This window comes from Halalkalibacter suaedae (assembly GCF_017939705.1).
GTDB lineage: Bacteria > Bacillota > Bacilli > Bacillales > Bacillaceae_D > Halalkalibacter > Halalkalibacter suaedae.
In genome coordinates, this window is the sequence record NZ_JAGKSQ010000001.1 from 460,796 (window position 1) to 483,529 (window position 22,734).

At 39.6% G+C, this 22,734-nt stretch carries 19 protein-coding genes and 1 other RNA gene; 3 read left to right on the top strand and 17 right to left on the bottom strand.

The window, feature by feature from the left end:
- Window positions 1-46: 46 nt before the first annotated feature.
- The 9 genes from J7W16_RS02260 to J7W16_RS02300 form a co-directional block, all read right to left on the bottom strand.
- Entirely contained in the window at window positions 47-652 is a 606-nt protein-coding gene (locus J7W16_RS02260) for a YesL family protein (RefSeq protein WP_210595357.1), read from the bottom strand.
- 35 nt (window positions 653-687) lie between these two features.
- Window positions 688-2,037, bottom strand: coding sequence for a GH1 family beta-glucosidase (locus J7W16_RS02265; protein ID WP_210595360.1), 1,350 nt, complete (start codon window positions 2,035-2,037; stop codon window positions 688-690).
- A gap of 29 nt (window positions 2,038-2,066) precedes the next feature.
- Window positions 2,067-3,080 (bottom strand): LacI family DNA-binding transcriptional regulator, encoded by a 1,014-nt coding sequence (locus J7W16_RS02270; RefSeq protein WP_210595362.1) that lies wholly within the window; start codon window positions 3,078-3,080, stop codon window positions 2,067-2,069.
- 93 nt (window positions 3,081-3,173) lie between these two features.
- Entirely contained in the window at window positions 3,174-4,016 is an 843-nt protein-coding gene (locus tag J7W16_RS02275; RefSeq protein ID WP_210595372.1) for a carbohydrate ABC transporter permease, read from the bottom strand.
- Window positions 4,013-4,960 (bottom strand): carbohydrate ABC transporter permease, encoded by a 948-nt coding sequence (locus J7W16_RS02280; protein WP_210595383.1) that lies wholly within the window; start codon window positions 4,958-4,960, stop codon window positions 4,013-4,015. Before J7W16_RS02280 ends, J7W16_RS02275 begins: the two co-directional genes overlap by 4 nt.
- Before the next feature lie 361 nt (window positions 4,961-5,321).
- Window positions 5,322-6,629: an ABC transporter substrate-binding protein gene (locus J7W16_RS02285; RefSeq protein ID WP_210595385.1), complete on the bottom strand. Its 1,308-nt coding sequence runs from the start codon at window positions 6,627-6,629 to the stop codon at window positions 5,322-5,324.
- Between the two features lie 341 nt (window positions 6,630-6,970).
- Window positions 6,971-8,218 carry an ABC transporter permease gene (locus J7W16_RS02290; RefSeq protein WP_210595393.1) on the bottom strand — a complete coding sequence of 416 codons (1,248 nt, stop codon included), beginning with the start codon at window positions 8,216-8,218 and terminating at the stop codon, window positions 6,971-6,973.
- Window positions 8,208-8,906: an ABC transporter ATP-binding protein gene (locus tag J7W16_RS02295; RefSeq protein ID WP_210595395.1), complete on the bottom strand. Its 699-nt coding sequence runs from the start codon at window positions 8,904-8,906 to the stop codon at window positions 8,208-8,210. The genes J7W16_RS02290 and J7W16_RS02295 overlap by 11 nt, the downstream gene beginning before the upstream one ends.
- Window positions 8,907-9,068: 162 nt before the next feature.
- Complete coding sequence (locus J7W16_RS02300) at window positions 9,069-12,104, bottom strand: efflux RND transporter permease subunit (protein WP_210595397.1); 3,036 nt, start codon at window positions 12,102-12,104, stop codon at window positions 9,069-9,071.
- A 142-nt stretch (window positions 12,105-12,246) separates the two neighbouring features.
- Between J7W16_RS02300 and J7W16_RS02305 the strand changes: the two genes are divergently transcribed.
- From J7W16_RS02305 to J7W16_RS02315, 3 genes are all read left to right on the top strand, one after another.
- Window positions 12,247-13,122 (top strand): TetR/AcrR family transcriptional regulator, encoded by an 876-nt coding sequence (locus tag J7W16_RS02305; RefSeq protein ID WP_210595399.1) that lies wholly within the window; start codon window positions 12,247-12,249, stop codon window positions 13,120-13,122.
- 373 nt (window positions 13,123-13,495) lie between these two features.
- Entirely contained in the window at window positions 13,496-14,548 is a 1,053-nt protein-coding gene (locus J7W16_RS02310; protein ID WP_210595401.1) for a glutathione S-transferase family protein, read from the top strand.
- 11 nt (window positions 14,549-14,559) lie between these two features.
- Window positions 14,560-15,060: a GNAT family N-acetyltransferase gene (locus tag J7W16_RS02315; RefSeq protein WP_210595403.1), complete on the top strand. Its 501-nt coding sequence runs from the start codon at window positions 14,560-14,562 to the stop codon at window positions 15,058-15,060.
- Window positions 15,061-15,583: 523 nt separating this feature from the next.
- Here the strand turns inward: J7W16_RS02315 and J7W16_RS02320 are convergent.
- From J7W16_RS02320 to J7W16_RS02355, 8 genes are all read right to left on the bottom strand, one after another.
- Window positions 15,584-16,375: a DUF2935 domain-containing protein gene (locus tag J7W16_RS02320; RefSeq protein WP_210595405.1), complete on the bottom strand. Its 792-nt coding sequence runs from the start codon at window positions 16,373-16,375 to the stop codon at window positions 15,584-15,586.
- Window positions 16,376-16,505: 130 nt separating this feature from the next.
- Window positions 16,506-16,865, bottom strand: a transfer-messenger RNA (tmRNA) gene (gene ssrA, locus J7W16_RS02325).
- Between the two features lie 149 nt (window positions 16,866-17,014).
- Entirely contained in the window at window positions 17,015-17,488 is a 474-nt protein-coding gene (smpB, locus tag J7W16_RS02330; RefSeq protein ID WP_210595417.1) for an SsrA-binding protein SmpB, read from the bottom strand.
- 252 nt (window positions 17,489-17,740) lie between these two features.
- Window positions 17,741-20,092, bottom strand: a complete 2,352-nt coding sequence (gene rnr / locus J7W16_RS02335; protein WP_210595427.1) for a ribonuclease R — start codon at window positions 20,090-20,092, stop codon at window positions 17,741-17,743.
- A gap of 22 nt (window positions 20,093-20,114) precedes the next feature.
- Window positions 20,115-20,861 (bottom strand): alpha/beta hydrolase, encoded by a 747-nt coding sequence (locus J7W16_RS02340; protein ID WP_210595911.1) that lies wholly within the window; start codon window positions 20,859-20,861, stop codon window positions 20,115-20,117.
- Window positions 20,842-21,558 carry an alpha/beta hydrolase gene (locus J7W16_RS02345; protein WP_210595429.1) on the bottom strand — a complete coding sequence of 239 codons (717 nt, stop codon included), beginning with the start codon at window positions 21,556-21,558 and terminating at the stop codon, window positions 20,842-20,844. The genes J7W16_RS02340 and J7W16_RS02345 overlap by 20 nt, the downstream gene beginning before the upstream one ends.
- Window positions 21,559-21,630: 72 nt before the next feature.
- Window positions 21,631-21,855, bottom strand: coding sequence for a preprotein translocase subunit SecG (secG, locus tag J7W16_RS02350; RefSeq protein ID WP_419095807.1), 225 nt, complete (start codon window positions 21,853-21,855; stop codon window positions 21,631-21,633).
- A gap of 163 nt (window positions 21,856-22,018) precedes the next feature.
- The gene (locus J7W16_RS02355; protein WP_210595439.1) at window positions 22,019-22,702 is read right to left on the bottom strand and encodes a cyclase family protein; all 684 of its coding nucleotides are present in this window, start codon (window positions 22,700-22,702) and stop codon (window positions 22,019-22,021) included.
- Between the last annotated feature and the right edge of the window lie 32 nt (window positions 22,703-22,734).

A 22,734-nucleotide genomic window follows, 5' to 3' on the forward strand; every position in this document is an offset into this window, starting at 1 on the left:
AAAAGTGACTCAAGGCCATTCTTCGACCTTGAGTCACCTTTTCCTTTTATATCTCTTCCTCTGTCTTATTCCAAAGTTGTTGATTTAAACCACTGATAATCGTGTAGCTAAAAAACGCAGCAACACTTCCAACAATCCACAATAAATAAGGAACAAAATAACAAATAATCAAAAGACTCGCTAGTAGTAAAACGACAGAGATCGTCGTACCTAATTTACCAATAGTAAATAGAAAGGCATTTTTGACAATTGATTTTTTTGAAAGCCTGAAGTTCACCGTAATCGGAAAAAGATATACCGTCATTCCAATAAAGAAGAAAGTGCCGAAAAATAACAATCCTACTACGAAGCCATTTTGGATATATGTTGTCGTAAATAAGACAAAAAAATCTATAATTAATAAGGTACCTAGTCCTAGCCAGATAATTCCAACCCAGAAATAATCAGCGAAATTCTTTTTGAAACTAGAAATAAACAGCTTTCCAATTTCATAATCAATGCCAGTAGTCTTCCACTCTCTTACTACATGAAATAACGCTAGTGTTGAAGGATAAATCGTAATGATCGGCAAACAAAACAAAATCCAGAGCAAGTTAAGAAAGAGAAAAGCTGTAAAAACCTCTAACGTTCTTTGTAGTTTATTTGCTATCATCCTTTTCTCCCCTAACTTGTAGTCTGTTTATAAAATCATTCGCCTAAATTAAACCAGCCATTTTGAATCGCTTGCTTATACCAATAGAAGCTCTCTTTTTTCGTACGTTCAAGTGTTCTGTAGTTAACATGAACAATCCCAAATCGCATATTATATCCTTCCGCCCACTCAAAGTTATCAAGCAAAGACCACGTTAAATAGCCTTTAATATTCACACCTGAGTTCATTGCACGATTCAATGCTGTTAAATGCTGTTTCAAATAATCAATTCTACCTTGATCATGAACACGTCCATCTACAGGTTCATCGTTATAGCACGAACCATTTTCCGTGATATAGATCGGCACCTGCCCGTACTGCTCAGTAATATAGCATAGTACCTTGTAAAATCCTTCAGGATAGACATTCCAGCCGATATCTGTCTTTTCATACCCTTGATCAACACGCTCGTGGTCAAATAAGCCTTCGTTCTCCTTATAGCGACTAACACTACCTGTATAATAGTTAATTCCTAGAAAATCAATTGGTTGGCTAATGATCTCCATATCACCGTCAAGGATAGGAACGGTCACTCCTTTTTCTTTAAACCAATCTACCATAAATTGCGGATATGTCCCTTTAAATACAGGCTCAAAGAACCACTCAATGAAGAAGGCATTTGCTCTCGCACATGCATCAATATCTTCCTGTTCATTACTAAATGGCTCGTTCCACTCAACATTTGGAGCATAGCCAATCTCACCAGTTGTTCCTAAATCTCTGAACTTCTTAACCGTTTTCCCGTGTGCAACATGAAGATGGTGGGCCACATTTGTCGCTAACTGTAAATCGGTATACCCCGGTGCATGTGCTCCAATATAATTCGATAAGTAAGAGACACACCATGGCTCATTAAATGTCAGCCATTTCGTAATCTTTCCATCAAATTCATTGAACATTGTTTCAGCATAGCGAACAAATGCATCAATCGTAGCCCGGTTATCCCAACCACCTTGATCTTGAAGAGCTTGTGGGAGATCCCAGTGATACAGCGTACATAACGGCTCAATTCCTGCTTCATTCAGCTTGTCAACCAAAGCATGGTAATAAGCCAACCCTTCTGAATTAACTTCGCCTGTTCCATTCGGAAAAATCCGAGGCCACGCCACAGAAAAACGGTACGCTGTAATACCAAGATCCTTCATAATCTCAATATCCTCTTCATATCGATGATAGCTATCACATGCAACATCACCATTATCTCCATTGTAGACCTTACCAGGAGTTTTAGAGAAGGTATCCCAAATCGATACACCTCTTCCACCTTCGTTCGCTGCACCTTCTATTTGATAGGAAGCGGTAGCCGCCCCCCAGATCATCTCTTTAGGAAACTGAATAATTGTCATTCCTTTAACCTCCGTAACATTAAGTATCTTTATTTGCTGCCACAAGATTCCCTTATGATTAATTCAGAATCAATAAATACAGGCTCTATTCGTTGTTTTCCATTGATTACATCATTTAACATATATGCTGCTAATTTACCAAGTCGATCTTTATCCTGCTTCACTGTAGTTAATGAAGGATTACTGTAGCGACACGCATCAATATCGTCGACTCCAATCATTCGAATATCATGAGGAACGTTAAGACCACTCTCTTTAATAGCTCTAATTGCACCAAACGCCATTAAATCAGATGCAGCAAAGACCGCTTTTGGGTATGGCTCTTTCTGAAGCAGAACTTTCATCGCCTTATAGCCACTTTCTTCGAAGAAGTCACCATGTTGGATCCATTCTTCATTAATCGCGAGTCCTAGCTGCTTCATTACATTTCTAAAGCCTTTTTCTCGAAATTCAGCAATAGTAGAGTCAACCTTGCCACCAATAAAGCCAATTTCTCTAACATTGTGTAAATACAGGTGCTGAACAACTTTTCTTGATAAATTAACATTGTCTGTCATGACAAAGCTAGCTTTGGGGCCATTTAATTCCAAGTCAATTCCGATGCAGGGAACCCCTTCCTCAACAAGCTCATAAATGGCATCCTCAATTTCTTCACCACCAATAATCAAACATCCATCAACATGAAAATGTCTGCATCTCGCTAAGTAGCTTCCGTTATCTTTATAAAACTGTTCATTTGAAAACATAATGATGTCATAACCTAACAGCCCAATCGCCTTTTTGAAAGAAGTGACAACCTCGTTAAAAAAAGGATGAGTGAAATCAACATTTACCTTCCCAGCATAAATCAATCCAATTAAGTTTGATCTTTTCGTAGCCAGTGATTTCGCAGAAAAAGTTGGTTGGTAGCCTGTTTCATTAATGACATCCATTACCTTTTTCTTTGTCTTTTCACTGATTCCGTTGTAGTTGTTCATGATCTTGGATACAGTTCCAGGCGATACACCTGCCATTTTCGCGATGTCTTTTATAGTTAAGTTCATTGTATTCCCTTCTACTTGCCTTCTTTATAAATTTGATAGATATACTGTTAGATTACTCATCATTTTGAAACGAATCAAATAATTCTTCTTTTCTTACTTTACAGCCCCGTCTGTAATACTCGAGATAAAGAAACGATTAAAGAATAAGAAGATAATAATAAGCGGTACTGTCGCCCAGAAGACTCCCGACATAATCATTCCAAAATCAATATTGAATGTGTTACTTAGATTAGCAAGAGCAACCTGAATCGTATAGGCTTCTGGGTCTCTTAATATTGTGAACTGCCATAGGAATTCGCCCCATACAGCCGTAAAGACAATAATGCCAAGTGTTGCAAAGGCTGGCAAAACAATCGGCAACACGATACTACGATAAATTCGAAAGTTTGAGCATCCATCTAATTTTGAAGCCTCAATTAATTCATCGGGCACCGATCCACTAATATACTGTCTCATCAAGAAAATACCTAGCGGGTTTAGGAAGAACAAAATCATAACCCCTTGTAGCGTATCAAGTAATCCCGCCTTCGAGATTAAATAGTATTGGGGTATTAACCCTAGTTGTGGTGGGATGACCATTGTTAATAAAATAGCGACAAAGAATGCATTCTTGCCTGGGAAGTTGAATTTAGCAAAAGCAAATCCAGCTAGTGAACTAATCATTAATACAACGATCGTCACTACTGTACAAAGGATAATGGTATTCCACATCGCTTGAAAAAAATCAATCGTCCCCAACACTTTTTCGAAGTTTTCAACAACCATATTCCCTGGTGTGATCGTCGGTGGGATTGAATTATATGCAGCACTTGGACGAGTCGCCATGACAAACATCCAATAGAACGGAAATAACGAGAGCAATGAAGCTAATGAAAGAAAGCCATATACGAAGATTCTGCCTAATGAAAACTTTTTTGTACCAGCCATCTCACTCATCGGTTGACTCCTTTCTTCTTTCTGCCCAATCCACCTGAAGTTACTAACGTATTAATAGCAGAAAAAACAACAATAATAAGTAATAAGATAATCGCCGTCGCGGAAGCAGTACCAAACGACTGTAATTTAAATGCATCACGGTATAAATACATAACAACTGTCATTGCTTCATCTCTAGTAAATGCTGAAGCTCCTAAGAAAACCGTTGGCTCAGCAAATAGCTGTAATGCCCCAACTGTTGAGAAGAAAACAGTAAGAACGATGAATGGCTTTAAAAGCGGCATTGTAATATAGAGAAGCTGTTGTATCTTATTCGCACCATCAATGGTTGCGGCTTCATATAGATCATTCGAAATGCTCTGAAGACCTGCTAAATAGATGATTGTATTGTAGCCGACCCATCTCCAAAAAACCATGATAGAGATTGCTATCTTCGTTCCCCATTCAGACGCCGCCCACTTAATTGGGTCAAGTCCAAATAGACTCAACACATAGTTAGCTAATGAAGATTCATGATTACTGAATAGCACACTGAAAATAAGTGCAACTGCAACCATCGAGGTAATGTAAGGCATAAATATAGCCACTCTGAAGAAATTTCTGAAACGAAGAAACGATAGATTTAACAAGAACGCCAATATAATCCCGACTACTAGCTGTGGTGCCGTCCCCATTAACCCGATGATAATGGTGTTATATACAGCTTTCCAAAAAAGCGGATCTAGTAGAACAACTTTAAAGTTATCCAATCCTACAAATACCATTGGACTTAATCCATTCCATTTTTGAAAGGCAAGAAACATGCTAAACAATGCTGGATAAAGTCCAATAACAGCAAATATAATGAAGAAAGGTGCAATATAGAGATAGCCTGAGATAAGATCTTTTTTCTGTTCTGATACAAACCTTTTCTTCTTAGCTACTTTTTCATTTGCAGAAACCATTTTCACTCCCCGTTCCTAATTGAGACTTTAATAGAAGAGACTCAAAAGGTAAAATTATACCTTTTGAGCTTCTTCCGAAAGTAAGAGCTAATTTCTATCGAGGTCTGACAAAGGCTCAAACTAAATTAAAAAGCGATAGTGTTGAAATACCGCTCCTGAAATATACTTCGCTTTCCGCGGGAAGCCGGTGAGCCTCCTCGCGCTTCGCACTTGCGGGGTCTCACCTTTGGCTTTACATCCCGCAGGAGTCTACGTATATTTCATCCGCTAAATTATTTATTTATTCGGAATTTCAGTTAATAATTTCGTTAAGCCCCGACCTCTTAGATCAGATCTTATACAACCTTCTTGGTTTCTTATATTAACGACTAATTAAATCTTGTGCTCTCTTCACAGCTGCATCCCATTCTTCTTCTGGATCAGCACCATCTTGAACATTATGCAACGCATTTATGACTTCTTGATGAACCGGGAAGTATTTTTCACCTTTATAAACCGCACCTTCAATATCTTGTGCTGCCTTAGCGAAAACTTCTGAAGTGATTTGGCCACCAAAGAATTCATCCTCAGTCGCTGCGAACTCTTCCATCTCATAGACTGCTGTCGCAGATGGGAATAATCCATGGCTTTGGAACGATTTCAATTGATTTTCTGGTGATACAAGCCACTCAACAAAATCATATGCCTCTTGAGCATGTTCAGTATCTCCTGGAACAGCAATGTAAGAACCACCCCAGTTTGCAGCAAATTCAGTAGGAAGAGCAGCAACACGGAATTTACCTACCGCATCCGTTGCATTTCCTTCCATCCATCCTTTTAACCAGCCGGCACCAAGCTCAGCTGCGAAATCACCTTCATTTACAGCACTTGCCCACTCAGGTGTCCACATTTCATAATTTCCTACTAATCCTGCTTCATTTAACTCAACTGCATAATCATAAGCGACCTTAACTTGATTGCCTTCTTCTTCAATTAATAATTCACCTTCAGGATTTAGATATGTTTCTACTGCTGGGTCAAGAAGAGCTCTGTAAGCCATTTCCATACTATCAACAAAAGGCTTACCCGTATTTTCTTTCACTTGTAACCCGGCTTTTTTAAACTCTTCTGGTGAGTTGATTAACGCCTCAACTTCTGCAGGGTCTGTTGGTAATCCAGCTTCTTCAAAAACATCGGTACGATAATATAATGCTTTTGGACCAATATCAGTTGGAAGAGCAAATAGGAATTCTCCAGAAGCGTCTTCTCCAGCATTCCACTTCCAATCTAAGTACTCATCTTGTACATCTGCAGCTCCATAATCATATAAATTCTCAAAACGATCTTGAGCTACTTTAAAGCGGTCAAATTGATCAACTTCCAACATGGCGATATCAGGAGCTCCACTTCCTGCAGATAATGCAGTAAATAAAGCATCATGGTGTTCAGCCGTTTCAGCAGTTCTAAATTTAATTTTCACATTAGGATTTTGCTTTTGATATTCTTCAACAAGTGCATCATAACCAGTGGCACCGAACGCCCAAAACGTTAGTTCAACTTCCTCTTCGCCACCCGCATTACCGTCTTCTGTATTTGTATCACCTTCATCTTCTGAACTACTACATGCAACTAAAGAGATTGCTAGAATGAATAGGAATCCAATCGATAACCAATTTTTCAAGTTTTTCATTTTTACTTTTCCCCCTCTAATTTTTCATTCTTAAAATGATCTTACTGCAACACCTTGCAAAGCTTGAGTAAGATTCACCCCCAAAAAAGTTGTTTTAGGAAACCGGTTTCTAAACTATCTAAAAAAAATCACTCAGTAACCGCTTTCATTTATGATTGTATATCTACTATTTCCATAAATCAACTACTTTTTTCCTTTTTTTATCAAAATTAAGAAATCGGTTTCTTTGGCTTGTCCACATCTTAGGTAAAAATACCCGAACTAGCATAACATTATTGAGTGGTCCGATTTAGAAAAAGCCGACACGTAACAATTGTACGTTCGGCTCACTCTAGTACCATCTACATCTCTCTTCTTAAGGCAGATAAGACGTTGATTTTCGTAGCGTTTCTCGCTGGTCTAAGTCCAGACAGCATTGCTACACTGATACTAATAATAGATGCAGTAGCTAATAGTTCAAGTGGGATCGACGAAAACGTAATGTCCATAAATTCTTCTGTTTCTGTTACTTTGGCTAAAATCAATGGGATAAGTTCATTTGCAGCAAAGCTAATAAGATACGAAATAGCAACACCAAGGATTACCCCAATAATGCCAATTGCAGCACTTTCCATTAGAAATAATCTACGGATAATAGCTGGATTCGCTCCTATTGCTTTCATAATGCCAATTTCTTGCGTCCGTTCAGTAACAGCCATCGTCATTGTATTAAAGATACCAATTGATGCAATCATAACCGCAACCGTCCCAACAATCACAAGACCGACTTTTAACGCAGTAAAAAATAATTTCATTCCATCTACTCGCTCACTAATTGAATCAACCCAGTATCCCTGAGTCTTCAACTCATTTGTTAACCCTTCGACATCCTGAACATCTGTCGCATATATACTAATATTACTACTCTGTATTTCTTCACCTTCAAAAGTTAGAATCTCACTTTTCCGTTCGTACATATCTGACACAAAAATAGTAGAATCCTGCAACCAATCCTGTGCTGGTTCTTTACCTATACCAACGATGACAAATGTATCTTCAAAGCCTTCCTCTTCTTCACTTATCTCTAGTTGAATATTTTGGCCAAGTAAGCTTCCTTCATATTCAGTAGCCTCTTCACTATTTTGCTTTAGTAGCATTTCCTTTGTATGAAATCCTACAATAATTTCGTTCGATTTATTAGGAAAACGACCTTGGTCTAGCTGATAGTTTGCTTTTTGCTCTTGCTCAAAATCCGTTACTACTACATTACCCTCGCCAGCATATTCATCTAATGTAGCTGTTAATATATATGGAGAATGAGTACGCGTAACTACAGCCTCAACGCCGTCTAATTCCTTTAGCTTCTCGATGTCACTTGCTTCAATCTCTTTACTTTCGCCTTCGACCTCTCGACCCCAAATTGATATTTCATTTATAATTTGATTTTTTGTCATTTGCTCTGTAATCGATCCTTGTAATCCAAAGCCTACTGAGGCAAGCACAATCAAAAATGCACAGCCCATTGTTGTGGCCAAAATTGTCATCGCCACACGTAATCGATTTTTCTTCATGTTTCGCTTAATATAGGCAAGTTGATCCTTAAATTGCATGACGATTCCCCCCTGTAATTAATTCTCCATCTTCAAGTACCAACGTCCGGTCGGCAATCATCGCCACCTCTTCATCATGTGTAATCATTAAAAAAGTCATATTACGCTCTTTGTTCAACTTTTTTAACAATGCCAAGACCTCACGTTCCGTTGCTGTATCCAAGCTCCCCGTTGGTTCATCTGCTAGAACAAAGCGAGGATTTGTGATGATCGCTCTAGCAATACCTACTCGTTGTTGTTGTCCACCCGATAACTCATTTGGGTAGTGGTTTCGATGATTTTCAAGACCAACCTCTGTAAGCAAAGCATCCACTTTCTCTTTTCGCTCCTTCTTTTTTACACCCTTAAGAATTAATGGCATTTCAATATTTTCAAAAACAGTTGCACTCGTTATCAATTGGAAGTTTTGAAAGACAAAGCCAATATGATCTAGACGAAAGGCTGCCCATTCCTTTTCTGAAAGCTGCGTCACATCTTTATTTCCATAAAGAATACTCCCTTCCGATGCATGAATAAATCCTGCAAGTAAACTCAACAATGTCGATTTTCCTGAGCCACTCCGACCAACAATTGAAACCATTTCCCCTTCATGAACAACAAAGGAATTATTATTCAAAACGGGTATTTCCTGCTCACTGCTTCCCTTCCCAATTTGATAAGAGAAACTAATATTATCAACTTTTATCATAGAGAACTCCCCTTGTACTGTCATTGCCGTACTAGTTTAATTAATACAGTTAATACTGTAATCTTTTTTACAAAAAAAGTCAACATCCTTTCGAAATAACCTTTTAAATAAAAAAAAGCCACCAAAAGCAGAATTTTGCTTTATAGCGGCCTATCAACCTAATTATTTATTTTTTGTCACGACTAAATACAGAGCTGGAACGATAATCAGCGTCAATAACGTTGAAAATAAGATTCCAGAAATAATTGTTACGGCAAGCGGAGTAAATAACGCATCTCCAGAAACAGCAATAGGTATTAATGCAACGATTGAGGTAACAGCCGTTAGTATAATCGGACGAATACGGGCTTGCCCAGCCTCCATAACAGCGGTTAATTGATCAATGCCCTCCTGTTTTCGTTGCTCGATAAATTCAATCAAGACAATAGAATTACGCACAACAATACCAGTTAACGAGACCATTCCCATTACCGCTAGAAAGCTAATCGGGGTTTGTGTAACAAATAGTCCCAAAATCGCACCAGCAATCGCTAAGTAAACAGCAACTAAAACAAGAAATGGCATTGTCAGCGAATTAAACTGAAAAGCAATCAGTAAATATACGAGGAAAATAACAATTGTAAATAAGACGGTAATCTCTGCAAAGAAACTATTCTGATTATCATTTTCCCCACCTAACGTCATCGTGTAACGATCATCTTCAAGTGATTGACGTTCTTCTTCTACAATCTCTGTAACCTCTTCCTCAAGATTTTCAATTTCTCCCGGGAAGGCTCGTAAAACAATTGCTCTTTCGCCATCAATATGTGCAATACGCTGTAATGTTTCACTATCCTCTGAAGTTAAAAATTCTGTTAGTGACACTGGCTCAGGTCCCTGCTCACCACTTTTCATTAGCTGTAATTGACCAAGATCCACATCCTCTTGCTGCATTCTGTCAATATAGACCTTCATATCATACTGATGTAGCCCATCTTCAAAAGAACCTAAAGGTATCCCATCTGTGGCAAGACGAATTCGTTGACTAACCTGATCTAATGTCACATTCGCATCAGCTAGTCGCTCACGATTCGGAACGTAGAGTATTGTCGGTTCTGGTTTCCCAATATTATCGACAACGAGCTCTGTACCTAGCCCCTCTATTTGTTGCTTAATTCGATCCCGTAAACTGATAAGCTCTACCATTTCAGGACCCTTGATTGTAACTGTCACAGGAGCACCTGTTGGAGGGCCTTGTTCAATTGTCTCTAGAAAAACAATGGCCTGTGGAAACTGGTCGCGTAGCGTTTCTGTCCATTCACTAATGAGTCCTTGAGCAGTTTGATTTTCACGATCAACTCTTGCAACAATTTGACCTGTATAATCTCCACTTTGGTCAAGTGAACTATTAAATAGCTGAGGAAGCCCAGTTCCTGCAAAAATACTTGTTTCATAGACACCTGGATCCTCCTGAATGAGATTTGCCATATCTTCAAGTGTGTCATATGTGTCCTCAAGTGTTGTACCGATTGGTAATGTCACATCAATTGTTACTTCTTCACGATCAGCTGATGGAAAGAATTCAAAAGGCGTCAAAGCAATTAGCCCAAAGATTGCTGTCGTACACAATAAACCGATAATCGAGATGACCCCTGGTCGTCTTCCAACAACAGAAAGCACCTTATTCGCATAAAAGTCTGCTAAACGATCAAACGGCTTTCCGAGTAAGCCATTTTGACTCTTCTTTGTACCCTTCTGTTTTTTATAAAACAGAAACCTCATCATCGGAACGAACAGAAGAGCGACAATCGTTGAAGCTAAGATTGTTGTAATTAATACAGTTGGTAGTGCTCTGATAAAAGCCCCATTTCCTCCACTTAAAAAGACGAGTGGAAGGAAAGTAAAGACAATCGCAAGCGTAGACGTCACGATCGATGTCCATATTTCTTTCACTCCGTTAATCGTTCCATTTAATGCTTGATCACCTAATTGATATCTTCTTTGAATATTATCATTTACGACAATAGAGTCATCGACCAATATTCCAAGTGCAATAATTAAACCAATAATAGAAATTTGATTTAAATCAACGTCAGCAAAAGGTAATGGAATTAACCCAAACAGGACAGACAGTGGTACAGCTAAAGCGACAACAATTGCACCAGATATAGTCAGTCCAAGAGAAGTAATAACAATAACGGCAACGACCGCAATTGCCAGTGAAACAAACAATCCTTCGAAAATATCCTTCACCATATTTGCTTGTGAATAATAGTCAACCAGTTCTACTTCCACTGGCAATGAAGATGATAGCTCTTCTATTTTGTCTTTTACTCGTTGATCCACAGCCGGGATATCTTCACCCTGCATAACAAAAGCGGTAAATGAGATTGATGGTTTTCCATCATATGTAACGATATCCTCTTGTTTTTTCGACTCCATTTCAATTGATCCAACATCTCGTAGATAGACAGGATTTCCGTCATTGTCTTGACCTACTAAAACTTCACCAAGTGCCTCTACCTTTCTTTCTTGTTCAATTCTCAATTGAAAGATCGTTCCATCCACCTCTTGCTTTCCTAGAGGTGTTGGCTCGAGTTCATCTTCGATTGCTGTAAGGATATCCGGTAGTATAAGACCCTTTTCCGCTAGAAGCTCTGATTCGATCGCAAGTGTGATTTGCTCATCAGTCACTCCTTTGACAACAACATTTGCCACTCCTTGAAGACCTTCAACCTCGTCTTTCCAGCGTTGCATTTCGCGGTATAATGGCATTAGTGTTTCCGAATCATCTGCTGTTAGATGATAAGATACGAGTGGTGTATTATTCTCAATTTCTCTCACATTAGGTGTTTGAACACCATCAGGAAAACGACGTGCAACCTCCGCCACAGCTTGACGAACATTTGAGATCACTTCTGCTTTGTCTTTTTCCTCGGCAACCGTTACGATAATGGATGTAAAGCCTGCAGAAGACGATGACGTAAATTCTTCAATTCCGTCAATCGATTGTAATTGAGCCTCGATCGGATTTGTGACCGTCCTCTCAACTGTTTCAACCGAAGCTCCTGGGTATACAGTCGTAATTGAACCGATATTAAGTGCCGTTTCAGGTAACTCCCTTTGCGGTAGTGCAGTGAACGTATACACACCGACAATGACTAATAACAGAAACAAAACCATAAATATTTTCGAACGATGTAATAGCCAACTAAGCATGGTTTCTCCTCCAATTCGATTATGTTTTAAAGTTAAAATAATCGCCTTTGAACTACAGGTCAATTTTTGACCTCAAAGTCATTTTTACAGTGAATTAACCAATAAGTCAACTAATTTGAATAATAATATATGAGGTGAAGCAATGAACAAGCGCCAAGCAATCCTTGAAAAGGCCGTTGAACTCTTCGGATCAAAAGGCTATCAACAGACATCCATTAAAGAAATCGCTGATCAACTCCAGATTTCAAAAGGATCGGTCTACTCCTATTTCGAATCAAAAGAGGATTTAATCATTTCTATTTACGAACATTATCAGCAGCTCACATTTGAACGAGCGTTTATCGTCTCTTTAGATTCGACTCTCCCTATTGAGGAACGGATCGTGAAACAATTCAAAGTCCAATTCGAGGGCATTAGTGAATATAAATCCTATATGATGATGCATATGCGTGGAGAAGGAGCCAGCAGCAGCGATAAATTAAAAGGTCTTGAACATCGAATGAGAGGGCGCTTTTTCACATGGCTTGCACAAAGCATTACCGATCTTTTCGGCGTGGAAATCCTACCATATAAATGGGATCTCTGCTGGATGATTCAATCGATCTACACGGCATACATGAGATTATTCGCTTCCGAGCAGGCACCGTTAAAACCAGAGCAATTAGCCCAGCATCTCGTCACACAAATGAAGCAGCTTGGTGAGAGCTATCTTAAGGGTGAAAGTCTCCCACTCTTAACAGAGGAGCATATGGCACCCTTTGCCGTTAAGATGGACGAGGATGGGGCATTCGTACCTTTTAAACAAAGAGAAGAGGCTTGGAAGAAACTCTATAAAACAATTGATACATTTAAGGGCGAGGAAAAAAGAAAATATCAAGAATGTGCAAATCGAATTTCCGAAGAAGCGGGAAAAGAACGTCCTGAATGGTTAGTGATAAAGGGACTCTGTTTAGTCATGAAAGAGGAACCGTCCTTGGCAGACCCCGTTACTGAATTAGAAAGCTTGCTTTTTGAATAGAATTTGGCTCTAATTAGCTGTCTCAGTGAGGCAGCAGCTATGGAGGTAGACAAAAGAAAGTAGATTTCCATTTCATCTCTAACTCAGCGGACGGGATGGGTGGGCCGACTCCTGCAGGATGGAAAGGGCAGGTTGAAATCCACCGGCACAGCCGGTTAGTTCAACGCCCTCCTGCGGAAAGCGTGCCCCCCATCCCGGTAGCGAATTCGAAGCGTATAATCCTGGCCAATTCACACTATGAACGTTTTCTTTGGGGTAGCTTTCAACACTCTCTCCCATATCTCTTGACTAGACAAGAAAATTCAGACTACAATACGGTAACTAGTTACTTCGATAATTAACTATTAAATACCGAATCAAGAGAGGTGCTCCTATGACTAAGGATAATGAAGAAAACAGCTGCCAAATCACACCAAATACTTCCGAAAGTATTGACTCTCAAAGTCCAAACATGACAAAAGAGTTCAAAACAGACGGTTCGTTCAATCGACAACAAAACAGATTTACGGTTCCATTTGGAGATCATTCAGATGAATTACCCATTGAAGCAGGGCGTTATCGTCTCATTTGGTGCCAAGCCTGCCCTTGGGCTCATCGTAGCGTTATTGTGCGAAACATCCTAGGCCTTGATAAAGTGATTAGTCTAGGCATGGTTAGCCCCATTCGCCCCACTCTCCCACATGTTGATTGGGAATTTTCTTTAGATGAGGGTGGCGTTGATCCTGTTCTCGGAATAAAATATGTAAGTGAAGTGTATAAAAAAGCTGATCCAAGCTATGAGGGTCGGCCAACTGTGCCAGTTATGGTTGACTTAAAAAACAACCAAGCCGTTAATAATGACTACTTCAAACTAACAAATTATTTTGAAACAGTTTGGGCACCGTTCCACAAAGAAAATGCACCTGATCTCTATCCTAAAACCTTACGTGATGAAATTGATTCGTTAAATGATCTGATCTTTCACGACATTAATAATGGTGTCTATAAATGTGGCTTTGCCCGCTCACAAGAAGCATACGAGGAAGCCTATGATAGATTATTTGCACGCTTAGACGAATTGGAGCAACGACTTACAACAAATCGTTTCTTATTCGGTGATTTCATAACTGATTCGGATGTACGCCTATATGCAACATTAATTCGCTTCGATGCTGCTTACTTTACTGCCTTTAACACAAATCGTAATCTCATTCGTGAATTCCCGCATCTCTGGGGTTATCTTCGTGACTTATATCAAACACCAGGCTTTGGAGATACAACCGACCTTGAAGCAATCAAGCTGCATTATCATGTTTCTATTACGATATTCCAAAATAAAGGTGACACTAAAATCCTTCCAAAAGGACCAGATGTGAGTATCTTTCACTCTGAGCATAATCGTCATTTACTGAGTAAGTCTAAAAATAAATTTCTAATAAACGAATAGTAGGTGTAGAAATGAATATCCGTGATGCAAAGAGAAGTGAAATAGATGAGATTCGAAACCAGAGAATTACTTCTTATAGTGAACATGCTCAGTCAGTTTCAGAAGAACACTGGAATGCCTTAAAAAAGGCTATTTCCTCAGAAGCAGACATTGCACCTGACGTGGAATTAATTGTAGCGGAAGAAGATGGTGTCCTGTTAGGGAGTGTTGCCTTATTTCCTCCAAAAATGGATGCCTATGAAGGATTAGTTGCTGAACTGGACTATTCAGAAATACGGATGTTAGCTGTCTCTAGAGACGCTCGTGGAAAAGGTGTGGCTACTGCCTTGATTACCGAATGCATTAAACGAACGAAGGAAAAAGGCTACACCGCGATCGGTTTACATACAGCTGACTTCATGAAAAGTGCAATCAATCTATACACTCGACTTGGTTTCGAGCGATTACCTGACTATGATTTTGAACCAGCTAATGATGGCGTTATTGTGAAAGCATTTCGGCTTTCGATTTAAGATAAAGAAGAAGTCAGCAAATTGAGGCTGCGACAAAAGTGATTTAACTAATAGAAAATCCGACAATGGTGGTTAGCGGACGTAAACCGCTCCTGAAATATACTTCGCTTTCCGCGGGAAGCCGTTGAGCCCTCCTCGGCTATGCCTGCGGGGTCTCAACTTTGGCTTTACATCCCGCAGGAGTCTACGTATATTTCATCCGCTACATTATTGGATTGTTTGGTATTTCAGTTAAACACTTTAGTTATATCCCAGCCTCAGTACATAGAGTTTTTAGAACACTATGCGGACATTTGATCCCTTAAATTCAATTAATCTTCCCTTTTTGTCACCATTAGGGACATATGATCCGTTATTTCATATAAAACTAAGAATAATGACAATATTTACACTCAATAAAGGATCAAATGTCCGTTATTACACGATTTTTCGTTTTTTCCATTGTTTAACGGAATCAATGTCCGTAAGTAACCTACAGGATCTATATTCATAGTTATTCTCTCACATCTCTTTAGTTTGATCCTTACTCAAGCCTAGGCTTAGTCGGATCACAGTTCGGTTCCTCGAGTTCACTTGACTCCGCTAGTTTTATTAAATAATAGCACTCCTCTCTCATCATATGATCTGCCATTAAAGGAGCAAATGTACCCAACGCTTGCTGGCTTAGTTCTAACTCTTCAATTTCATCTAAAAAACCCGTAAAGAGCTTCATCTCTAATGAGACATCCTTATTAAATCGTTCTAGTGCTGGAAATGAAGACAGATTCGTTCTTAAAAACCCCGTTAATTCAACAGCCTTCAAATAAAAATGCTCAAAGTCCTTCGTGAATTCATCACTTTTCTCTTTGATTTTCTTTTCAATTCGATCCATATTATCAGAAATGGCTCCAGCATGCCCTGCAGCATCTAAAAGCCACAATAGATGGTGATGTAATTCATGTGAAATTGGCGGGATTTCTCCTTTCTTCAAATAGCCCAAAATCCGGACATACTCCTCTAGTTCATTAACCATATGATTAATGAATGTTGGTCCTAATCCAAGCTTAATTTTACCAACTAAATGTCTTTCAATTAAGTGTAATTTAAAATCCCGAAGTCTGTTCACTTCTACTTCTGCCTCATTACTTAGCGACATTAAGTCATCCGTCTCAACTCTTTTTAGAAGTTGATCAAACGTTTGAATGAAATAGCTAGCAACCTCAATCTCCTGCTCTTCTGCTGGTGCCAGTGCATCACGGATAAAACGGACATGATCACCTAATATTTGTAGCCAAAACCCATGTTCAAATGCTGCTGTTTGCTGATAGGTTGTCACTCGTATCTCCCCTTTTCATTAACCTCATAAGAAGAATATAACGATTTCATTCATTTATTCCTTTTTAAGGGAGAAACTTTATATATAAAAGAACCGCATGACCTATGCGGTCATGCGGTTCACGGTATATTGGTGGAGACGGAGGGAGTCGAACCCTCGTCCAAGAATAACGACACTTACGCTTCTACGAGCATAGTTACTGTATTAGCATTTCGCCAACAATTCAGCCCAGTAACAGGCTTCCTTTTGGCTAGTCTGATTGATCTCTTCCTTCACCCTCAGACGGAGGGTAACCGGCGTAGCCCACTTAGAGTGAGTCCCAGGTCCTACCACATGGGCGATGGAGGTTGGAACCGCAAAGCAGTATTAAGCTGCTAGTGCGAAGTTATTGTTTTCTTTGCCAGTTAATGGCTTTGGCGTTTTAACGAGGCCGACCCCCTCGACTCGCAACGTAAGCACGACCTATCCCTGTCGAATCCAGAACGTCCCCAATATAGAAGCTCGTCACAAACTTTTCATTCATGAACCGAGTTGATTAATCGTTTGATTAATTTCTTTAGCCTTGCTGAAGCCCAGAACTTATTATCGCTCTGGACTTCCTATTATAGCATAGCTGTTCATTGTTGCAACTGGTAATTTTTATCCATTCATTCGATCCTTTAATGCACGCTGTACTTCACGATTAGCATCCTTACGCTTTAATGTTTCGCGTTTATCAAAACTCTTTTTACCTTTTGCCACACCAATCAAAACTTTTGCAAACCCATTTTTAATATATACTTTAAGAGGAACAATCGAGTACCCCTTTTGTTGAGTTTGCCCGATTAGCTGATTAATCTGCTTTTTGTGTAAAAGTAATTTTCGAGCTCGAACCGGATCATGGTTATAGCGATTCCCTTGCTCATATTCACTAATATGAGCATTGTGTAAATACGCTTCACCATTTGAGATACGGGCAAATGAGTCTTTAAGATTCATTCGACCAGCCCTCATTGATTTAATTTCTGTTCCTTTTAGAACAAGGCCCGCCTCAAACGTTTCTTCAATAAAATAATCATGCCCAGCTCGTTTATTTTGTGCAACAAGATTACGATCCTTATCCTTTACTGCCATATGCCAACACCCTTTTACGTCACGTCATATGTTCATGATATCAAAACGTAAAGATCGGCGTCAATTTCAGAGTCACTAAAAAAAGTGTGTTCTTCACTTTCTTTAGTGATCTCTATGCAATGAGCGAAACCGTTGCCTTCTCTTAAGCTTGTTATGAGCGGGTTTCTCATAGCAAGCGTGCAACGTGTAGAGCCATTGAAACTTCATCGAATCTGCTAAAGGGTTTATTTACTGGCTCAACTTTACCCAAACTTATTTCCGACGCTTTTTCCCTTTTTTACGCTTAACACCAGGTGCATTTTCGAAAAATTTCTTTTTCTTACGTCCTTGTCCTTGGCCTGATGCTGTTTTCTCTCCAGCTTTTTCAGCCGGCTTTCCATTCCCACCACGAGCTCCAGCTCCAACACGACCGCGGCCTTCACGTTTTCCACCAACAATGACTTTCGGTCTGTCTCTCGGTTCACGACGCTCTCTCGGCTTCATTCCAACAACCTCAAAATCAATTGAAGCCTCATCGACATTGACGTTCGCTACCTTAATTTCAATCTCATCACCAATTCTGAACGTTTGTCCCGTGCGTTCACCAATCATCGCATAATGCTTATCATCAAAGCGATAATAGTCATCAGTTAAGTAGCTGACATGGACAAGACCTTCAATTGTATTCTCAAGTTCAACAAATAGACCAAAGTTCGTTACACTGCTAATCATTCCTGTAAAGGTCTCACCAATCTTATCTTCCATATACTGAGCCTTTTTCACGCTGTCTGTGTCACGCTCTGCTTCAACAGCACGACGCTCCATTTCAGATGAGTGACGAGTTAAGTCAGGTAGCATCTCTCGCATCCGCTCTTGTGTTGCTTCATCAATATTACCCTTGATTATATACTCCCGAATCAATCTGTGGACGAGTAAATCAGGATAACGACGGATTGGTGACGTGAAGTGAGTATAGAACTCCGTTGATAACCCAAAGTGACCTAGGCTGTTCACATCATACTTCGCTTGCTTCATAGAACGAAGCATAACTTTACTAATAACTGTTTCCTCCGGTTCGCCTTTCACTTCTTCTAGAAGCATTTGCAGTGCACGTGGGTGAACCGTATTGGCATTTCCTCGAACAACATAACCAAAGTTTGTAATAAATTCTAAGAACTTCGTTAGCTTCTCTGCATCTGGGTCTTCATGAATACGGTAGACGAACGGAAACTTTAACCAGTGGAAATGCTCCGCAACGGTTTCATTTGCTGCTAACATAAATTCCTCGATTAACTTCTCGGCAACTGAACGTGTTCGCAGAACGACATCTGTCGCAGTTCCCTCTTCATCTACTAGCACTTTCGCTTCTTTGAAATCAAAGTCAATCGCACCACGATCAAAACGCTTTTTACGTAGTACTGCCGCAAGCTCCTCCATTAATTCAAAAAATGGTACAAGTGCTTGATAATGACTTCGTGTTTCTTCGTCTTTATCAACCAAGATTTTATTTACGTCAGCATAGGTCATTCTTTCCGTTGTTTTAATCACACTAGGGAAGATTTCATGCTTGACGACTTTCCCGTTATGATCAATTTCCATCTCACATGAGAGTGTCAAGCGGTCAACCTTTGGATTCAAACTACAAATTCCATTTGAAAGTCGATGTGGAATCATCGGGATTACTCGGTCAACGAGATAGACACTCGTAGCTCGATCCGCCGCCTCTTTGTCAATTGGTGAACCTTCTGTAACATAATTCGTTACATCAGCAATATGGACCCCTAAAACATAGTGACCATTTTCTAAACGTTTCACATGAACAGCATCATCTAAATCCTTTGCATCTGCTCCGTCAATTGTCACGATTGTTTCATCTCTTAGGTCTCGTCGACCTTTCATATCTTCAGGGTCAATCTGATCAGGTACACCGTTTGCTTGTGCTAGTACCTCATCAGGGAACTCAATGGGGATACCATGCTTATAAATGATCGAAATAATATCCATACCAGGATCATTTTTGTGCCCTAGCACTTTCACAACAAGACCCTCAGCACTCATACGTCCTTCTGGATACTTGGTGATCTTGACGACAACCTTATGCCCATCAATTGCACCTTTCTTATGTTCCTTAGGGATAAAAATATCATTCGCAATTCTTTTATCATCTGCAATTACAAATCCGTATGAGGTTTGGTCCGAATACGTTCCAACAATTTCAGTTGTCCCGCGTTCAAGAATTCTAATAATTTGTCCCTCAGGTCTAGACCCAGAGGATTTTTGGTTTAAGCGGACAAGAACCGTATCACCATTCATTGCACTCGCCATATCAGCGTGAGAAACATAGACATCGTCGATGCCTTCCTCTTCAGGAATAATGAAGGCGAACCCTTTCGCATGCCCTTGGACACGTCCACGAACAAGGTTCATTTTTTCTGGAACTCCAAAGCGGTCTGTCCGCGTTCGAACAATAAGCCCACGATCCTCCATCGCATTTAATGATTTGACTAGTTCTTTAAATTCATCACTGCCATCGACATGAAATGCTTCTTCAATTTCAGCCATGGATAGTGGCTTTTCTGCTTCACGAAAAAAACTGGTTAACTTTTGAATCTGTTGTTCATTCATCATGAAAACTCCTTTTCACTTCCTACTCGCTCCAATCAAGACTCTCTAAAAACTGGAAGACGTCTTCATGAAGCTGTTCCTTCTCTTTATCTAACGTTATCACATGGCCAGATTCTTCATACCACTTAAGCGATTTATCCTCTGACTCGATTTCATCTAAGATCGTCGTTGCACTACTTGTATCAATCATTTCATCATTACGAGACTGAACGACAAAGGTTGGAGCATATATATGATCCAAATGACCATGGATCTCGTTCATTAACTCTCGAAGAGCATACAATGTATTCACTGATTTCTTTTTGAACACATTCATCTCTTCTTCAATTTGTTCAGGCCCTTTTTTTAAATGCTTTTTATATTGTTCGGCGTAGTGAAGAACTCCTTGATAAATGGATTCTTCGGTTTTGGGTTGCATTGGTGCACACATTGGTATGATACCCTTTATCGGCATAGTATATCCTAGCTTGAGGCTGTACAATCCCCCGAGTGATAACCCTGCAACAGCAATTTCATCATGACCTTCCTCTTTTAGGAAATGGTACCCTCCAAGAACGTCCTGCCACCAATCGTCAGGACCAGCCTCTACTAATTTTTCTGGCGGTACACCATGCCCTTTATATAACGGAGCATGACACGAATAGCCGTGCTTCTGTAGCGATCGACCGAGCATACGGACATCTGCAGTCGTTCCAGTGAATCCATGTAATAACAATACGGCACGTTTCCCTCCTTTAAATGTAAAAGGCTTAGGTGCCACTGCTTTCATCATCATCTTCCTCTCTGTCTAGAAAACCTTCAATTCTGTTAATAAGTATTTCTTTTTCAAATCCATGACAAATTAAGTGCTTTGACTGTGGCAAGAAGATAATATTCTTCGTTTTAGAACAGATTGTCTTATAAAGAAAAAGTGCACTTTTCGGTGGGACTATGCCATCTTTTTCCCCTTGTACAATTAATGTCGGGACAGTTACTCCCGAAACAAACGGTTTAATTTTCTTGACCGCTTGCATAAATTGAAATACAGCAGACATTGGCGTTTCAATGATTTTCTTACGATAATGCTGATAATGTTCATCATTTACCAATTCCCCACGAAGGCGAAGTCTAACCACATCTTTTAATTCCTGCAAAAGCTGCTGCGGATTTACATAATAGGCCGCGGCACTTAACAGGACAAGCTTTTCGACCTGATACTTTGCTGCTATATAACAGGCCAACATACCTCCCATCGAAAAACCAATTACATATACCTTCTCACAGCGTCTTAGTAATTCCTTCACTGCTAGTTCTGCCTTAAGTACCCAGTCAGCATAGGTGACATCTTTAAGATTCCCCTGAGGTCCATGGCCAGGTAAGGTAGGGGTATAGACCAGCCATTTTTTATGCTTTAGAAAATAGGTTGCGACAGGTTCAACCTCCCACGGCTCCCCTGTGAAGCCATGTAAACAAAGACAACCAATCATTTCATCACCTTTTTCATTTAACAACTATGTAATATAACAAAAAGCAGTAGGCATAAACCTACTGCTTCCTAATTATAACAAATATGAAACGGTTACGGTAAGGACAAAGAACAATACAGCTAGGACAATTGTCGCCTTATTTAAAACAGCATCAATTCCACGAGCTTTTTGTTTCCCGATTAACTGTTCAGCACCACCTGAGATTGCTCCAGAAAGCCCTGCACTCTTACCTGATTGAAGAACAACACTTGTAATTAAAGCGATTGAAACAATAATAAGTAAAATCATTGCAAACATTTGCAAAATCTACACCTCCAAGTACCATATATGCACTACTTATAATGTACCACAAACAAAATAAGAATCTCAACAAAAAAAAGTCATTGCCTGTCCATCTGAGTTAAAATCTTCAATTTTCTCTCTATTTTGAAAGCTACCTCTCACTTAGTGAGGGTAGCTCCTAGTCCATTACTACTGCAACGGCCCGAATCGGTGAACCTGTACCCCCACGTATTTTTAATGGAAGCCCAATATACAAGAATCGCTGATTAATAACTTTATCTAAATTACAGAGATTTTCTGTATTTGTTATTTGATACTCACGACAGACAAGATGACCAGAATATTTTTGATCGTCTGGGTGATCAATTGAAGGGGTATCAATCCCGATATTCTTCACCTCTTGTTCTGCTAGCCATTTAGCGGCTTGATAGCTTAGTCCTGTATGCTTCGTTAACCACTCATTTGTTCCAAACGTTCTCTCATAATGCCCTGTATGAATCAGTACGATTTCCCCTGGTTCAATCACCTGCTCTGATTTAAGCAATGCATCCTTAAGCTGTGCTTTTGTAATTTGCGAATCTGGTGAGACATGAGATAAGTCTAAACAAATCGCCGGACCAAAGAACCACTCTAGTGGCATCTTATCAATTGTGTCTCCATCTGGATCATATTCATAAATGGCATCACTATGTGTTGGCCCGTGTTCATTAAATATCAGATTATTATTGGCAAAGGCAAAGCCCATCTTCTGTTTCGAAACCTCATGTGTGACATTTGGGAAAATTAAGGTCTGCTGTTGAAGTGGTAATACGGGCATGCCCTGATAAATTTCTTGAGATAAATCAATGATTCGTTGACTCATCATGCCCCTCCCTAATCGTTGAAAATATGTAT

What these genes read in the sequence shown, in the direction of transcription:
- J7W16_RS02260 (WP_210595357.1), bottom strand. Translation starts at nt 652, where the DNA reads ATGATAGCAAATAAACTACAAAGAACGTTAGAGGTTTTTACAGCTTTT.
- J7W16_RS02265 (WP_210595360.1), bottom strand. Translation starts at nt 2,037, where the DNA reads ATGACAATTATTCAGTTTCCTAAAGAGATGATCTGGGGGGCGGCTACC.
- J7W16_RS02270 (WP_210595362.1), bottom strand. Translation starts at nt 3,080, where the DNA reads ATGAACTTAACTATAAAAGACATCGCGAAAATGGCAGGTGTATCGCCT.
- J7W16_RS02275 (WP_210595372.1), bottom strand. Translation starts at nt 4,016, where the DNA reads ATGAGTGAGATGGCTGGTACAAAAAAGTTTTCATTAGGCAGAATCTTC.
- J7W16_RS02280 (WP_210595383.1), bottom strand. Translation starts at nt 4,960, where the DNA reads ATGGTTTCTGCAAATGAAAAAGTAGCTAAGAAGAAAAGGTTTGTATCA.
- J7W16_RS02285 (WP_210595385.1), bottom strand. Translation starts at nt 6,629, where the DNA reads ATGAAAAACTTGAAAAATTGGTTATCGATTGGATTCCTATTCATTCTA.
- J7W16_RS02290 (WP_210595393.1), bottom strand. Translation starts at nt 8,218, where the DNA reads ATGCAATTTAAGGATCAACTTGCCTATATTAAGCGAAACATGAAGAAA.
- J7W16_RS02295 (WP_210595395.1), bottom strand. Translation starts at nt 8,906, where the DNA reads ATGATAAAAGTTGATAATATTAGTTTCTCTTATCAAATTGGGAAGGGA.
- J7W16_RS02300 (WP_210595397.1), bottom strand. Translation starts at nt 12,104, where the DNA reads ATGCTTAGTTGGCTATTACATCGTTCGAAAATATTTATGGTTTTGTTT.
- J7W16_RS02305 (WP_210595399.1), top strand. Translation starts at nt 12,247, where the DNA reads ATGAACAAGCGCCAAGCAATCCTTGAAAAGGCCGTTGAACTCTTCGGA.
- J7W16_RS02310 (WP_210595401.1), top strand. Translation starts at nt 13,496, where the DNA reads ATGACTAAGGATAATGAAGAAAACAGCTGCCAAATCACACCAAATACT.
- J7W16_RS02315 (WP_210595403.1), top strand. Translation starts at nt 14,560, where the DNA reads ATGAATATCCGTGATGCAAAGAGAAGTGAAATAGATGAGATTCGAAAC.
- smpB (WP_210595417.1), bottom strand. Translation starts at nt 17,488, where the DNA reads ATGGCAGTAAAGGATAAGGATCGTAATCTTGTTGCACAAAATAAACGA.
- rnr (WP_210595427.1), bottom strand. Translation starts at nt 20,092, where the DNA reads ATGAATGAACAACAGATTCAAAAGTTAACCAGTTTTTTTCGTGAAGCA.
- J7W16_RS02340 (WP_210595911.1), bottom strand. Translation starts at nt 20,861, where the DNA reads ATGAAAGCAGTGGCACCTAAGCCTTTTACATTTAAAGGAGGGAAACGT.
- J7W16_RS02345 (WP_210595429.1), bottom strand. Translation starts at nt 21,558, where the DNA reads ATGATTGGTTGTCTTTGTTTACATGGCTTCACAGGGGAGCCGTGGGAG.
- secG (WP_419095807.1), bottom strand. Translation starts at nt 21,855, where the DNA reads ATGTTTGCAATGATTTTACTTATTATTGTTTCAATCGCTTTAATTACA.
- J7W16_RS02355 (WP_210595439.1), bottom strand. Translation starts at nt 22,702, where the DNA reads ATGAGTCAACGAATCATTGATTTATCTCAAGAAATTTATCAGGGCATG.